The organism is Sphingomonas sp. H160509, assembly GCF_024124765.2.
Lineage (GTDB): Bacteria > Pseudomonadota > Alphaproteobacteria > Sphingomonadales > Sphingomonadaceae > Sphingomonas.
The window spans coordinates 3510615-3524450 of the sequence record NZ_JAMXSR020000002.1; the positions used below are offsets into that span (position 1 = coordinate 3510615).

The window sequence follows — 13836 nt, forward strand, 5'->3', positions numbered from 1 at the left end:
GAAAATCCTTTGGATCAGTTGGTTTCGGGCGGCACGGGCCGCGGTTTGCGATCGTCGCCGACCGCCACGAAGATAAAGCGCGCCTGGGTCACCTTGCAGCTGTCGTTGCTGTGGCGCGCGCGGCGCCAGGCCTCGACCTCGATCGTCATCGAGGTTCGGCCGACCGCGATCAGGTGCGCGTACACGGAGACTTCGTCACCGACGACCACCGGCATGTGGAACTTCATCGCGTCCGCCGCAATCGTGACGGCACGACCGCCGCTCCGCCGCGATGCGACAGAGCCGGCAGCCAAATCCATCTGGCCCATCAGCCAGCCGCCGAAGATGTCGCCATACGGGTTGGCGTCGGCGGGCATCGCCGTGACGCGGATCGTCGGCGCTTTGTTGGGGGGCAGGTCGGTCACGCTTCACTCCTGCGGGTCGTTCGGTCGAGACGCCGGGCGCGGCGCAGTGGCCCCACGCCCATCAGCACGGTCGCGACCATCGCCGCCGCCCCGCACGACCAGATCACGTCCTGTCCAAGCGGATAGGACCATGCCGCCGCCCAGGTCATCGCCACCGCCGCCACGAGCCCGCCGAGGATGTGCAGGATCTCGATGGTGGTGCCCGAAAGCGACCTGAACGATGACACCAGACCCATCTCAGGCGAGCATGCCCAGCGGGTTCTCGACGAGGTGCTTGAACGCCTTCATGAACTGAGCGCCGTCCGCACCATCGATCGCGCGGTGATCGAAGCTGCCGGTGGCCGACATGACGGTCGCGACCGCCAGTTCGTCACCGATCACGACCGGGCGCTTCTCGCCCGCGCCGACCGCCAGGATCATCGCCTGCGGCGGGTTGATGACCGCATCGAACTGCGTGATGCCGAACATGCCCATGTTGCTGATCGAGGCAGTACCGCCCTGATATTCCTCGGGCTTCAGCTTGCCGTCACGCGCACGGCCGGCAAGATCCTTCATCTGCGTCGAGATCGACGACAGCGATGCGGTGTCCGCACCGACGATGATCGGCGTGATCAGACCTGACGGCGTGCTCACCGCCACCGAGATGTCGGCGCGCTGGAAGGTGATCAGCTGGTCGGGCGTGAACATCACGTTGCAGCTCGGCACCTGCATGAGCGCGACGGCCTGCGCCTTGATCAGCAGATCGTTGACCGACAGCTTCACGCCGCGCGATTCGAGGCTCTTGTTCAGTTCGCCGCGCAGCTTGAGCAGCGCGTCGAGGCGGATGTTCACGGTGAGGTAGATGTGCGGAACGGTCTGCTTCGACTCGGTCAGGCGACGGGCGATCGTCTTCCGGACGTTGCTGAGCTTGGTAGCCTCGTGGGGAATGTCCGGCACGGTCGCAGGCTTTGCGGCAGGGGCGGGAGTAGCGGCAGCTGCCGGCACAGCAGCGTCGGTCTTCGCAGCAGTAGGGGCGGCACCCGGCTTCGCGCTCTCGACGTCGGCCTTGACGATGCGACCCTTGGGGCCGGAACCCGACACGGCGCCGATATCGATACCCTTGTCGGCGGCAAGACGGCGCGCGAGCGGGCTCGCCTTCACGCGGTCACCACTGGCGCTGGGCTTGGCGGCACCGGCATCATCGGGACGGCCATGATCTTCGGCCGACGATTCGGTCCGCTCGACCGGCTTGGCCTCGGTCCCGGTCTTGTTCGGGTCCGTCGGATCGGGCTTCGCTTCCGATTCCTTCGCGGCCGGCTCGGGCGTCTCGCTCTTGGTAGGCTCGGATGAAACCGAAGACGCGTCCTCGCCCTCTTCCGCGATGATCGCAATAACGGTGCCGACCTTCACGTTGTCGGTACCCTCTGCGACGAGGATCTTGACCACGGTGCCTTCGTCGACCGCTTCGAATTCCATCGTCGCCTTGTCGGTCTCGATCTCGGCCATCAGGTCGCCGGATTTCACGACGTCGCCCTCCTTGATCAACCATTTGGCGAGGGTACCCTCCTCCATGGTCGGGGACAGCGCAGGCATCTTGATCTCGATCGACATGGATTTCCCCAGGGCGTGACGTAACGGCATGCCTACTCGCGCCCTCGTCCGCTCGGGTCAACCCCGACGCACTTGCGTATCGACCCGCCGCGGCCCAATTACCGGCGATAACGGGGGGCGAAAATGCGCATTTATCTGGTGGTTATCGACGACAGTCCGGAAGCTGGGATCGCGTTGCGTTTCGCGGCCCGGCGTGCGGTGAAGACCGGCGGCGGGGTCGAAATCCTCACGGTGATCCCACCGCAGGAGTTCATCGCGTTCGGCGGCGTCCAGGCGACGATCGAGGAAGAAGCGCGCCTGCATGCCGAGGGGCTGGTTGCTGGTGCCGCCGGGACATTGCTCGAAGAGTCCGGGTTGCGTCCGTCGATCACGGTGCGCGAGGGGAGAAAGCGCGAAGATCATCCGCGAGATGATTGCCGCAAATCCCGATATCGCGGCGCTGGTTCTCGGCGCCGCGGCGACTGGTGCTCCAGGCAAACTCATCGCGCATTTTGCGGGGACTGATGCGGGTTCGCTGCCGGTGCCGGTCATGATCATTCCCGGATCGCTTACGCGCGAGGCAATCGACCGGCTCAGTTGAGTGAGGCGGACTTCAACTGACAGCCATTGCCGAATGCGTGGCCAGCAGGCGCTCTACGCTGTTGATGCCAGTCTGCGTGAGCTGCAACGCATCGAGATTGCTGTCTGGCGGTTCAATTAGGGACTTCGCCTGGAGCACGCGAATCCAGCGACCGAGCGTCGACCGTGACAGGCGTAGCTGGTCGGCAACCATGTCGACGCTTGCGATTCGGCTCTCGGCTTCTGCGACGTATACGATCAGCAGCGTCGTCCACGCATGATCGGCGAAAAGATCGGACCCGAGTACCGCGTCGCGCGCACGGATAATTCCCAGCAAGTCCTTGGCCCGGCGCCAAAGATGATGCGGCATGGCATCGCCACTGATTGTGTCGGCGAGCGTAGGAGCGGTGCACAGGGTGCCGATTAGTCTGCCGGGCTTGCCGTTGCCCAGTCGCGAAACCTGGACTTCCATCGTGATGATATCGCCTTCGCCGCCGATGTAACGTTTCCGGATTCGGGCTGAATTGCCATTGGGTTGCAATGCCGCAACGTGGCTCAGGTTACGCGCGACGTCGTCGGGGTGCGTTATCGATAGGTAGGAAAGGCCCACAAGCTGTTTCTGCGTGCGTTGCAGCACCGCCGCGACCGGTTCGTCTATCGCGAGGATAACGCCGTCGCCGTCTGAAACAGAATGGCCAATGATCATCTTAGGTCCTCGCGCTCTTGATCATATAATAGCGGTTGGCTTAAAAAGTCTCAAACATTTGATCGGTCCATTTTGCATAACATCTTGTCGGCACACAAAATTGCCCGCCGGGAACGATTGTGACGCTACCCTCTTGAGCGTGGCGCGAGATCAGGCCACGATCCGCTCATGCCTATTTTTGCCGTCCCGCTGCTACTTGCCGCCGCCGCCCCTTACCCTGCTCCGTCCGCGGTTCGCCTGAAGGCGGACGTGACCACGATGGTCGCCTTCGGTACGCGACACACCGCGTCGACCACCACCGACCCGAAACGCGGTATTGGTGCCGCCCGGAACTGGGCCGCTAGCCGCTTCCAGGAAATCGCCGCGACATGTGGCGGCTGCATCACCGTCGATCGCATCTCGCGCCGCTTCACCGGACCACGCGCACCGACCGGCGTGGTAGTCGAGGACGTGCTCGGGATTCAAATAGGACGTGATCCCAATCGCGTCGTGATCGTCGGCGCGCATATCGACAGCCGTGTCACCGACGTGATGAACGTGACGTCGGATGCGCCCGGCGCGAACGACAATGCCTCGGGCGTCGCTTTGGTGCTGGAGGCGGCGCGACTGCTGTCGCAACGCCAGTTCGACGCGACGATCGTCTACGCGGTGTTCTCGGGCGAGGAGCAGGGCTTGTGGGGCGCCGAACTGCTCGCCGATACCGCCAAGGCGCGCGGCTGGCAGGTGTCGGCGATGCTCAACAACGACATCGTCGGCAACACGGTCGGGCAGGGCGGCGTACGCGTCGCCGACAAGGTCCGGGTGTTTTCGGAAGGCATTCGTGCATCCGAGGATCTGGTCGCCCAGCAGGGCCGCCGGGCCGAGGGCGGCGAGGATGACGGCCCCAGCCGCGCGCTGGCCAAGGCGATCGACGGTATCGCGCGCGACATTCCCGGCGGCCTCGACGTGATGATCGATCGCCGGCCAGATCGGTTCGGGCGTGGCGGCGATCACGAGCCTTTCCTTAAGCTCGGCTACCCCGCGGTGCGGTTCTCGGTCGCGGCCGAGAATTGGGATCGTCAGCATCAGGACCTGCGCACCGAAAAGGGAGTGGTCTACGGCGACACGATCGAGGGCATGGACTTTCCGTATCTGGCGAAAGTGACCGCGATCAACGTCGCGACGCTGTCACGGATCGCCAGCGCCCCCCGCGGCACCCGAAGACGTGTCGATCGCCGGGGCATTGTCCCGCGATACGACGGTGAAGTGGACTGCGGTGCCAGGCGCTGCCGGCTACCGCGTGCGGTGGCGTCGCAACGATGCGCAGAGCTGGACGGAAACTCGCGACGTTACCGGGACTGGGACTATCCTGACGCAGGTGCCGGTGGACGACAATTTCGTCGGCGTGTCCGCTTTGTCGGCGACGGGCGCGGAAAGCCTCGTCAGCTTCGCCGGACGCGACCGCCGACCGACCCGGTAACCGTCCATCGACGCGCGCATCGGTTGCCTAGGCGGCGGCCGATGCTTTCCAGCGACCATTCGCAAGCGCGCGCACTTGTTCGACGGGCATCGGGCGGCCGAAATAAAAGCCCTGGACGTTGGTGCAACCGAACGCTTGCGCCATGCGGTGCTCAGCTTCGGTTTCGACGCCCTCCGCCGTCGTGTCGATGTCGAGGCTCCGGGCGAGCGCAATCACCGCGTGGACGATCGCAACCGCTTCGCGCGTCCCGGCGGCGGCGTCGCGGACGAAGCTCCGGTCGATCTTGATAGACGAGAACCGCGTACGGCTGAGATACCCCAGCGACGAATGGCCGACGCCGAAATCGTCGAGACTAAGCCGCACGCCCATGTCGAGCAGCCGCTCCAGGACCTTAGTCGCGCCAAGCGCCTCGGTCAGGAATACGCTCTCGGTGACCTCAAGTTCGAGGCGATCCGCGGCCAGGCCGGTGTTCGCCAGCGCGGAGGTGACCGTCGTCACGAAATTGGGGTTCTGGAGCTGGTCGGCAGAGACGTTGACTGCGACACGGATGTCGGACGGCCATTTCGCGGCCTCCTCGCACGCCGTGCGAAGCGCCCACGCCCCAATCGGCGCGATCAGGCGCGCGTCCTCGGCCAGCGGGATGAACTTTTCGGGCGCGATGATACCGAAGCGTGGACTGGTCCAGCGCAGCAGCGCTTCGAACGCGACCAGCGTCTCGCCGCGAGCATCGACGACCGGCTGGTAGTCGAGGTGCATTTCGCCATTCTCGAGCGCGGTGCGAAGCGCCATTTCGAGGACACGCCGCTCCTCCGCCTTCACGTGCAGTTCCGGCTCGTAGGTGCGATACACCCCGCGGCCGGCGTCCTTGGCACGGTAGAGGGCGAGATCGGCGGAGCGGACGAGCATTTCCGCGGTGCGTCCGTCGCGCGGGCCGATCGCGATGCCGACGCTGGCGCCGATGTACAGCGTGTGGGCGTCGATCTCATAGGGTCGCGACAGCGTCTCGATGATCCGTCGCGCAAGGTCGTCGATCGCACCCGCATCGCTCGCGCCCCGCACGATGACCGCGAACTCGTCGCCGCCAAGCCGCCCGCACAGGCTGCCGTCCCCCATCAAGCCCTCGAGCCGTTCGGACACGCTGCCGAGCAGGCGATCGCCGATCGGATGGCCGAGCGTATCGTTGACCGCCTTGAACCGATCGAGATCGAGCATCATGAACGCGTAGCGGCCACCCCAGCTGTCGGCCTCGGCCATCGTCCTGACGAGCGTCTCGTTGATCATCAGCCGGTTGGGCAGCCCGGTCAGCACATCGAACCGCGCCATCCGGTTGATCCGGTCTTCCGAAGCGCGCAGTTCGGTGATGTCAGACGTGACGCCGCGAAATCCGTAGAATTCGCCATCGTCTCCGAACCGGGGGAGGCGGCTATTTCCCACCATCGCAGGTCACCGTTGATCGTCACGGGCAGGCGGACGTCGCGAAAGCTGTCGCGACGGCGCAATTTCTCGGCAAGCGTCCGGAGTTCGGAGGCGAACTCCCCACTGTCCCAGCTCGGGCCGGCCAGCAATTGCAGCAACGGCATCCCGTCGATCTCACCAGGATCGAGCCCGCACGCGACCGCGAATCGCGACGACGCGCGAACGATTCGCCGCATCGCGTCGGTCTCCCACAGCCAGTCCGCGCCGGTATCCTCGAACTCGCGGAGGAGCAGGCTCACGGTCTCGTCGCGTTCGTTCAGCGCGATCTCGTTGGCGCGGATCAGGACGAGGGCGCGGGCACGGCTGACGCATCCCGCCATCAGTACCAGCGTGAAGGCCAAGATTCCGATCGCTGCCGATGTCGTCCCGGCGATCAGCAGCTGGATGACCATCGACGCGCCGAGATATCCAACGAAGATCAGCGTCGCGAGCGTCAGCGGCGCCATCGCGAATGCCGCGGCCGTCATCAACAGGGTGAGCGTAATGCCAAGCCCGGCGGTCGTGCCCGAGGGAGCATGCGTACAGAACAGGATCGGTACGCACGACCAGCCGAGGCCAAGCGCCAGACCCTCCCACCCGGTCTTGCGTAGGTCGTGGACGCTCGCCTGGCTTTCACCAGTGTGCGGGACTGCGAGACGCCGGAACGCGACAGCGACGGCGATCGCGACGAGCAACGCGGACCAGGTCGTGACCTGCCACGCAGGGACGGTCGCGCTGACCAGGAACCCGGTCGCCAGTACAGCGGCCAGATTGGTCGAGAGCAGCACCAGTGCCATCTTGCGCCCAGCGAACAACTGCGCGGCACGGATGCGGCTCCATTCGACATGGTCCGCCCCGCCACCGCGGAGACCCATCAATCTGAAGAGATCGACGGTCACGCGGCGTGACGGAGAAGGCGGTGCAGGGCTCACGGCGTCGGTCATAGGTCCGCTTGGTTATCAGATCGTTCTTATCGACCAGCGTGACTGTAATTTAGTTCGATCTGGATCAATCCACGCAGTCGTGGACGTCCTTGCATAGTTTCATTCGCGTGTCAGCGGTGGCGGCGTGACCCGCCGCCTGTCTCAGGCAGGGCGGTCTCAGGCTGCGATGTCGTACGGCTTTATATCGCCGCTCAGGTACAGGTTGCGCGCCTTCGCGCGGCTGAGCTTACCCGACGAGGTGCGCGGCAGGGTGCGTGGCGGGATCAGTTCGATCAGGCAGTTCATGCCCGTCACCGACCGCACGCGTTCGCGGATTTCGTCGCGCAGGCGCAGGCGTTCGGCTTCGTCGGAGCTGCGGCACTGGACCAATACGGCGGGGGGTTTCCTCGCCGCCGGGCGTGGTGATCGCGAACGCGGCGATGTCGCCGGCCTTGAAGCCGGGGAGCTGTTCCACCGCCCATTCGATGTCCTGCGGCCAGTGGTTCTTGCCGTTGACGATGATCATGTCCTTGGCGCGGCCGACGATGTAGATGTAGCCGTCCGACATATAGCCCATGTCGCCGGTATCGAGCCAACCGTCGGCCATGCACGCGTCGGTCGCCGCGTCGTCGCGGAAATAGCCGACCATCACCGACTTGCCGCTACACCAGACCTTGCCGATCGCGCGATCGGGGAGCGGCGTGCCGTCCTCTTCGCGGATCTCGATTCGCATGTCGCGGACCGGCTCGCCGCAATTGACGATCGCCCGGTAGCGCTGAGGGACGGTCCCCACCGCGCGAGCCACCCGAAAGCTGCGTTTCCTCGACCAGTTCGACGCGGATGCCTTCGCCCGGCGGCATCAGCGAAACCGCGAGCGTCGCCTCGGCGAGACCATAGCTCGGCAGGAACGCGCTGGCCTTGAAGCCGGCATCGGCGAACGCGTCGACGAACGACTGCATCACGTCGGGACGGATCATGTCGGCGCCATTCCCCGCGACGCGCCAACGCGACAGGTCGAACCGATCGCTCGCCTTGGTCTGCGACGACATGCGGCGCGCGCAGATATCGTAGCCGAAGGTCGGCGAATAGCTGAGCGTCGTGCCTTCGTTGCGGCTGATGAGATCGAGCCACGCGAGCGGACGGCGCGCGAAATCCTCGGTCTTGAGGTAGTCGGTGGAGACTTGGTTTGCGATCGGCGACAGGAAGCAGCCGACCAGACCCATGTCGTGATACCAGGGCAGCCACGAGACGCAGCGATCGGTGTCGCAGACTTCCATGCCGTGGCTATGCGCGGCGAGGTTGTTGAGTAGCGCGGCGTGGGTGATGACGACGCCGTGCGGGAAGCGCGTCGAGCCGCTCGAATATTGCAGGTACGCGATGTCGTCCGGCTTTGCCTCGGGCAGCGTTGCGACGGGTGCCTCGCGCGTCCCGAACTCGGACCAGTCGATCCCGACGGTGCCAGATAGGCGCGCGGCTTCGCCGGCCATCTGCGCAAGTTCGGGTGGGAAGATCAGCATCTTCGGGTCGCAGCTCGCAAGCTGGACGCGGAGCTGTTCGATGTACGAGTCGCGGCCGCCGAACGAGGTTGGCAGCGGCAACGGCACGGGCCACGCACCGGCATAGACGACGCCGAAGAACAAGGCGGCGAACTCAGGGCCGGTCTCCGCGACTAGGGCGATGCGGTCTGCAGGAGCGACACCGGCGGCGATCAGGCGATCCGCCATCGCACGGGCGTCGGTACGGAGTTGCGAATAGGGGGTAGGGCTGCGACAAGGTGCCGCGCGCGTCGTGGAAATTAAGCCCGCGGTTACCGCTAGCGGCGTAATCGAGCGCTTCGCCCAAGGTGCCGAAATCTGCGAAGCGGCGCGGCAGGGCGTCTTGGGTCGGCGTCGCAACGATTGACGCTACGGTCATGCCGTCCTTGTTAGCCGTGTCGGTCGTCATCGCAGTTCCTTGGTTCGTCGCGGCGCTCGAACACACCACGCCTATCTTAAGTATAGCCGTTCAACTTCGGGTGCCAGTGTGGCACAATGATGGCGTGACCGATGATAGCCACAGCGAAAGCAACGCGTTTCCCCCGTCGCTGGATGCCGGCGACCAGGAAAACGGCGCGTTCGACGATAGCGGCGGCACGAAGCGGCGCGGCGGCAAGAGCTGGGGCAAAGGTGGCGGGAAGGGCGGCAGTAGGGAGCACGGCAAGGACCGGACGCGCGAGCGTCCTGCGCCGAAACCGCTCGATGCTGCGGCACTCGAACAGATGGCGTTGCGCTATGTCGAGCGGTTCGCGACTACGCGGGGCCGCCTGACCGATTACCTGATGCGGAAAATCCGCGAACGCGGCTGGGACGGAGGCACCGGCGCGGCGCTGGCCGAGCCTGGTGAACTGGCGCAACGGATGGCCGATCTCGGTTATGTCGACGACCGTGCCTTTGCCGAACAACGCGCTGCTGCGATGCAGCGACGCGGCCTCGGCGCTCGCCGAGTCGCCGGCGCGTTCCGCGAGGCCGGTATCGATGAAGGCGATGCGGAGTCGGTTGCGCCCGCAATCGCCGACCGCGCCGTCAGAATCGGCACTCGCCTTCGCACGACGCAAGCAGAATCGGCCCCTACGGCACCGGGGACGGCGACCGAAAACTCCACGAAAAACAGCTCGCGGCGATGCTGCGGGCGGGGCACCGGTTCGATCTCGCACGCAAAATTGTTGCTGCACCGCCGTCCGACAGCCCCGAATCGATGGATTTCGACTGAGGGTCGCAACGGATTCATTGCGACTGCGACGAACCGTGCTAGCAAGGCGTCCAGGGGTGTAACAATGCGTAACGACACGCAGCAGGTGCTGACATGCCGGTAGAGGTGGGGCCAGTGGAAGCGGGAACGACGACGCTTGATGGTGTTGGCGCGGCCGAAACGCGTGCGATCGGCGGCGTCATCAAATGGTTCGACGTCACGCGCGGGTTCGGCTTCGCGGTGGCGGACGACGAGACCGTCGGCGATATCCTCGTACACTTCTCCGTCCTGCAGGCGCACGGCCGCCGCAGCCTCCCCGAAGGTGCGCGCGTCGAGACGCTGTCGGTTCAACGCGGCCGCGGGTTCCAGGCGCGCGAGATCCTCTCGATCGATCTGACCAACGCGGTCGAGGAGCAGGTTCGGGCACCGATTTCGCCCGATCGGATCGATCCGATCGCGATGATCGACGCGGCGGGGCCATTCGAGGCAGCATCGGTGAAGTGGTTCAACCGGTTGAAGGGCTATGGCTTTCTGGTACGGGGTGCCGATGGCAGCGACATCTTCGTCCACATGGAAACGCTGCGCCGCGCCGGGATCGAGACGGTCGAACCCGACCAGCCGCTCCGCGCGCGCGTGGTCGAAGGGCGTAAGGGGCCGCTTGCCGTCGCGGTCGAAGAGGATCTCGGATGACATTCGTTGCGAAGGCCGTGTTGGCCGCGGTGCTGGCGCTGGGCGTCGGCGCCGGGGGTGTCGCGTACATGAATAGCCGCGCGGACTCGGACGTGGCCGCGGTCGCTACGCTGCCGCTGACGATCAAGAGCGCGAACGGGACGCACGCGTTCAAGGTCGAGAGCGCGAAGACGGAGGCCGAGCAGGCGCGCGGGCTGATGTTCCGCACCGACCTGAAGCCCGGTGGCGGCATGCTGTTCTGGCCGTATCCAGCCAAGGGTGGCGAGCCGGTGGTGGCGAACTTCTGGATGAAGAACACGCCGAGCTCACTGGATATCATCTACATCCGTGCGGACGGGACGATTGCGAGGATCGCCGAGAATGCGGTGCCGTTTTCCGAAGCGCCGATCCCGTCGGGCGAGCCGGTCGGCGCAGTGCTGGAACTGATGGGCGGCCGCGCTGCGGGAACTGAGGATTGCGGAGGGTGATCTGGTGACGTGGGACAAGGCGAGGTAGGCGCTCGGTTTGGCGTAAGCGTGGTAGTCGATTGTCGTTGGTCAGGTCGATCTCGCCTCGTCGACCGATACTCCGGTCGACCCAAAACTCCGGAACGACACCTCCCCGGCGTAGGCCGGGGTCCAGTTGGGGGACGTCGCTAACTGACGCTGCGCTCCGTTACTTTGACCTTTCCACCTGGGCCCCGGCCTTCGCCGGGGAGGTGTCGTTGCTGTATTGATCCTGCAAAAAGGTGGGGGGTTCGTTGCGGCTAGCTCTTCCAAACAACCAAGACTGTTTCCCCGCGAAGGCGGGGACCCAGACTGGGCTCCCGCCTTCGCGGGGAGAACAAGGAGAGCGGGGCAACGTCTAAACTGCGGACCTCCACGATCCTTCCCCTAGCGGGAAAGGATGAGGACCTTCCCCATCATCATGGTTGAAGCCCGCCCCCACTCGCGGTAAGCGCCAACCATGGGCTTTCTTGCATCGACTTTCACGTGGTGGAACGGCGCCACCCTCGGCACCAAATTCGGCTTGCGCAGCATGGCGAAGAAGGGCGAGGACGCGCTCGGCAACGTCTATTACGAAGGTGGCAAGGACACCGCCGGCAACCCGCGCCGTTGGGTCATCTACCAGGGCGCGACCGATGCGAGCCGGGTGCCGCCGGCGTGGTTCAGCTGGCTGCATCACCAGGTCGACGACGTGCCCGATCGCGCATTGCCGCCCATCCGCGCGTGGCAGAAGCCGGCCGTGCCGAACATGACCGGTACCGCACTCGCCTATCGGCCTGCCGGCGCGCTCGAAAAGGGTGGCCACCGTGCCGCCGCGACGGGCGATTACGAAGCCTGGACGCCCGAAGGGTGATCATGCGCTGGCTCGCCGCGGCCGTGTTGGTCGTGGCGTTGGCGGTGGGTGGCTGGTTCGGATACCGTGCGCTCACCACGCCCGCGACGAAGGTGGCTGCGGTCCAGCAGGACCTGCCGGGAGCTGACGAGCAGGGCAATTCCTCGATAGAGACGATCGATACCGGCGCCGCCGCGGTTGCGAATGGCGGCACCCCGATGGCACAGCGCGTTGCGGTGCTCGGGCTGCTCAACAAGCGTAACGGCGAAACCCGCGAAGTAACGCTCAAGCCCGGCCAGGCGACGCGCATGGGCGACGTCGTGCTGCGGTTGCGGGCGTGCGAACAGACCGCTCCGTGGGAGCAGGAGCAGCTGACCGGCGCGTTCGTACAGGTGCTGGTGCGCGGCGTAGACACGCATTGGCGGCGGACGTTCTCGGGCTGGCTGTACAAGGAACGCCCGGCGCTGAACGCGGTCCAGCATCCGGTCTACGACGTCTGGACCAAGAGCTGTGCGATGACCTTCCCGGAGACCGGCCCCGATACCGCGCCGCCTGCGGACGCCTTGCCCGCCAAGCGATCGAGCGCGCGAAAGTCGCCGGCCGCCGAGAAGACCCCAGCGGCGGACGAAGGCTTGAGCGCTCCCTCGAGCGCGGCGCCCAGCAACGCGACGTAATCCGCGCGCTCGATCTCGATCGCGCCGAGCGAGGCGAGATGCGAGGTCTGGAACTGGCAGTCGAGCAGCGTGAACCCGCCGGTCCGCAGCCGCGCGACGAGGTGCGCGAGCGCGACCTTCGACGCGTCGGTGGCGCGGCTGACCATGCTCTCGCCGAAGAACGCGCGGCCGAGCGAGAGGCCGTAAAGCCCACCGACCAGCTTGCCGCCGTCCCAGCATTCGACCGAATGCGCGAACCCCATCGCGTGTAGCGTCTGGAAGACGCGCTCGATGCCGTCGTTGATCCACGTCTCGGGGCGTCCCTCGACGCTTTCCGCGCACAGTTGCACGACGCGTTCGAACGCGGTGTCGACGGTGACCTGGAACCGGTCCGCGGCGATCGTCTTCCTCAGCGAGCGCGAGAGCTGGAACCCGTCGAGCGGCAGTACCGCGCGGCGGCGGGGCTCGACCCAGTAGACGCTGGCGGCATCGCGGCTGTCGGCCATCGGGAACACGCCGACCGAATAGGCGCCGAGCACGAGTTGAGGGTCTAAAACGTCGCTCATGCGGTGAGCCGGTGTTCGATCCGGCGCCAGAGGTCCGCGAACGATTGCGCGGCAGCGGACTTCGGCGCGAATACCCCGACCGGGGCGCGCTTGACCGCCATCGATTCGATGTTGCTCGCCATCGGGATGACCGGCCAGTCGGGGTGGCGGGCCAGCGCCTCCGCATGCAGCGCACGACGCTTGTCGACCATCACGTGGACCGGCAGCAGCGGCGTGCGGCCGCCCAGGTGCTGGACCACCGCGTCGTATGCGCGGGTCGACAGCGGCGAGGGAATGACGGGAATGACGATAAGATCGGCCGCGCGCATCACCTGGTCCGCGGTTTCGGTCAGCCCCGGCGGACAGTCGAGGATCACGCGGTCATAGCCGGCGAGTTCCGCCAGCAGCCTGGCGAGCCGCTTCTTCTTGTCCATCTCGTGGAATAGCTGGTCGAGCCCGCGTAGCGATGCGTCCGCCGCGATCAGGTCGAGATGCGGGTAGGCGGTCGGCCGCGCCTGCTTGGCGACCGCGACGTCCTTCGAAAACATCGCCTGCGCCTGATCGACTTTACCCCCGGCTCCATGGGGTCCCCGAGCACCCAGGTCGACGCGGCCTGCGGATCCAGATCCCAGAGCAGCGTGCGGCGCGCTGACAATGTCGCGGCGCACCATGCCAGGTTCACCGAAAGTGTCGTCTTTCCGACGCCACCCTTGAGGCTGTAGATCGCAACGGTTGCCATCAGACTAGCGTGCCGGTCTGCGGCGATCAGGGCAAGGGTGCGCGGCGCAAAGAAAAACGGCCGGCGGAGG

At 65.8% G+C, this 13836-nt stretch carries 10 protein-coding genes and 6 pseudogenes; 7 read left to right on the forward strand and 9 right to left on the reverse strand.

The genetic code is table 11. The features are described 5' to 3' along the window. Positions 1–14 precede the first annotated feature (14 nt). The 3 genes from NHF48_RS19075 to NHF48_RS19085 are packed head-to-tail and all read right to left on the reverse strand — an operon-like array spanning position 15 to position 1994. Entirely contained in the window at positions 15–356 is a 342-nt protein-coding gene (locus NHF48_RS19075; RefSeq protein WP_107952653.1) for an acyl-CoA thioesterase, read from the reverse strand. A 44-nt stretch (positions 357–400) separates the two neighbouring features. After that, on the reverse strand, positions 401–631 hold the full coding sequence (locus NHF48_RS19080) for a hypothetical protein (protein ID WP_243644020.1): 231 nt from the start codon (positions 629–631) through the stop codon (positions 401–403). A gap of 10 nt (positions 632–641) precedes the next feature. Beyond that, the gene (locus NHF48_RS19085; protein WP_253071986.1) at positions 642–1994 is read right to left on the reverse strand and encodes a pyruvate dehydrogenase complex dihydrolipoamide acetyltransferase; all 1353 of its coding nucleotides are present in this window, start codon (positions 1992–1994) and stop codon (positions 642–644) included. 123 nt (positions 1995–2117) lie between these two features. Between NHF48_RS19085 and NHF48_RS19090 the strand changes: the two are divergent. Then, positions 2118–2574, forward strand: a pseudogene (locus tag NHF48_RS19090) (universal stress protein). A 12-nt stretch (positions 2575–2586) separates the two neighbouring features. Here NHF48_RS19090 and NHF48_RS19095 read toward each other — a convergent pair. Beyond that, entirely contained in the window at positions 2587–3258 is a 672-nt protein-coding gene (locus NHF48_RS19095; RefSeq protein WP_056486696.1) for a PAS domain-containing protein, read from the reverse strand. Positions 3259–3426: 168 nt separating this feature from the next. Between NHF48_RS19095 and NHF48_RS19100 the strand changes: the two are divergent. After that, a pseudogene (locus tag NHF48_RS19100) lies at positions 3427–4717 on the forward strand (M20/M25/M40 family metallo-hydrolase). A gap of 27 nt (positions 4718–4744) precedes the next feature. Here the strand turns inward: NHF48_RS19100 and NHF48_RS19105 are convergent. From NHF48_RS19105 to NHF48_RS19115, 3 genes and pseudogenes are all read right to left on the reverse strand, one after another. Further along, complete coding sequence (locus NHF48_RS19105; RefSeq protein WP_342454761.1) at positions 4745–6040, reverse strand: putative bifunctional diguanylate cyclase/phosphodiesterase; 1296 nt, start codon at positions 6038–6040, stop codon at positions 4745–4747. Further along, positions 6019–7116 carry a hypothetical protein gene (locus NHF48_RS19110; protein ID WP_253071988.1) on the reverse strand — a complete coding sequence of 366 codons (1098 nt, stop codon included), beginning with the start codon at positions 7114–7116 and terminating at the stop codon, positions 6019–6021. The genes NHF48_RS19105 and NHF48_RS19110 overlap by 22 nt, the downstream gene beginning before the upstream one ends. 156 nt (positions 7117–7272) lie before the next feature. Continuing rightward, a pseudogene (locus NHF48_RS19115) lies at positions 7273–9009 on the reverse strand (fatty acyl-AMP ligase). Here NHF48_RS19115 and NHF48_RS25395 point away from each other — a divergent pair. The 5 genes and pseudogenes from NHF48_RS25395 to NHF48_RS19140 all read left to right on the forward strand — a co-directional run. Then, positions 9008–9946, forward strand: coding sequence for a regulatory protein RecX (locus NHF48_RS25395; RefSeq protein WP_342454691.1), 939 nt, complete (start codon positions 9008–9010; stop codon positions 9944–9946). The pseudogene NHF48_RS19115 and the gene NHF48_RS25395 overlap by 2 nt on opposite strands. After that, positions 9937–10512: a cold-shock protein gene (locus NHF48_RS19125; protein ID WP_253071989.1), complete on the forward strand. Its 576-nt coding sequence runs from the start codon at positions 9937–9939 to the stop codon at positions 10510–10512. The genes NHF48_RS25395 and NHF48_RS19125 overlap by 10 nt, the downstream gene beginning before the upstream one ends. Before the next feature lie 68 nt (positions 10513–10580). Further along, positions 10581–11007: pseudogene (locus tag NHF48_RS19130) on the forward strand (DUF192 domain-containing protein). Between the two features lie 450 nt (positions 11008–11457). Then, positions 11458–11850, forward strand: coding sequence for an NADH:ubiquinone oxidoreductase subunit NDUFA12 (locus NHF48_RS19135; RefSeq protein WP_056060269.1), 393 nt, complete (start codon positions 11458–11460; stop codon positions 11848–11850). A gap of 197 nt (positions 11851–12047) precedes the next feature. Further along, a pseudogene (locus NHF48_RS19140) lies at positions 12048–12281 on the forward strand (DUF2155 domain-containing protein); the annotation flags it as partial. A gap of 35 nt (positions 12282–12316) precedes the next feature. On the opposite strand, the gene aat reads toward NHF48_RS19140, so the two are convergent. Continuing rightward, complete coding sequence (aat, locus tag NHF48_RS19145; RefSeq protein WP_253071990.1) at positions 12317–13048, reverse strand: leucyl/phenylalanyl-tRNA--protein transferase; 732 nt, start codon at positions 13046–13048, stop codon at positions 12317–12319. Then, positions 13045–13766, reverse strand: a pseudogene (locus NHF48_RS19150) (ParA family protein). Before NHF48_RS19150 ends, aat begins: the two are co-directional and overlap by 4 nt. Positions 13767–13836 lie beyond the last annotated feature (70 nt).

Excerpts from the sequence above, each read along its gene's own strand:
- NHF48_RS19075 (WP_107952653.1), bottom strand. The coding sequence starts at position 356 with ATGCCCGCCGACGCCAACCCGTATGGCGACATCTTCGGCGGCTGGCTG.
- NHF48_RS19085 (WP_253071986.1), bottom strand. The coding sequence starts at position 1,994 with ATGTCGATCGAGATCAAGATGCCTGCGCTGTCCCCGACCATGGAGGAG.
- NHF48_RS19095 (WP_056486696.1), bottom strand. The coding sequence starts at position 3,258 with ATGATCATTGGCCATTCTGTTTCAGACGGCGACGGCGTTATCCTCGCG.
- NHF48_RS19105 (WP_342454761.1), bottom strand. The coding sequence starts at position 6,040 with ATGGCGCGGTTCGATGTGCTGACCGGGCTGCCCAACCGGCTGATGATC.
- NHF48_RS19110 (WP_253071988.1), bottom strand. The coding sequence starts at position 7,116 with ATGACCGACGCCGTGAGCCCTGCACCGCCTTCTCCGTCACGCCGCGTG.
- NHF48_RS25395 (WP_342454691.1), top strand. The coding sequence starts at position 9,008 with ATGCCGTCCTTGTTAGCCGTGTCGGTCGTCATCGCAGTTCCTTGGTTC.
- NHF48_RS19125 (WP_253071989.1), top strand. The coding sequence starts at position 9,937 with ATGCCGGTAGAGGTGGGGCCAGTGGAAGCGGGAACGACGACGCTTGAT.
- NHF48_RS19135 (WP_056060269.1), top strand. The coding sequence starts at position 11,458 with ATGGGCTTTCTTGCATCGACTTTCACGTGGTGGAACGGCGCCACCCTC.
- aat (WP_253071990.1), bottom strand. The coding sequence starts at position 13,048 with ATGAGCGACGTTTTAGACCCTCAACTCGTGCTCGGCGCCTATTCGGTC.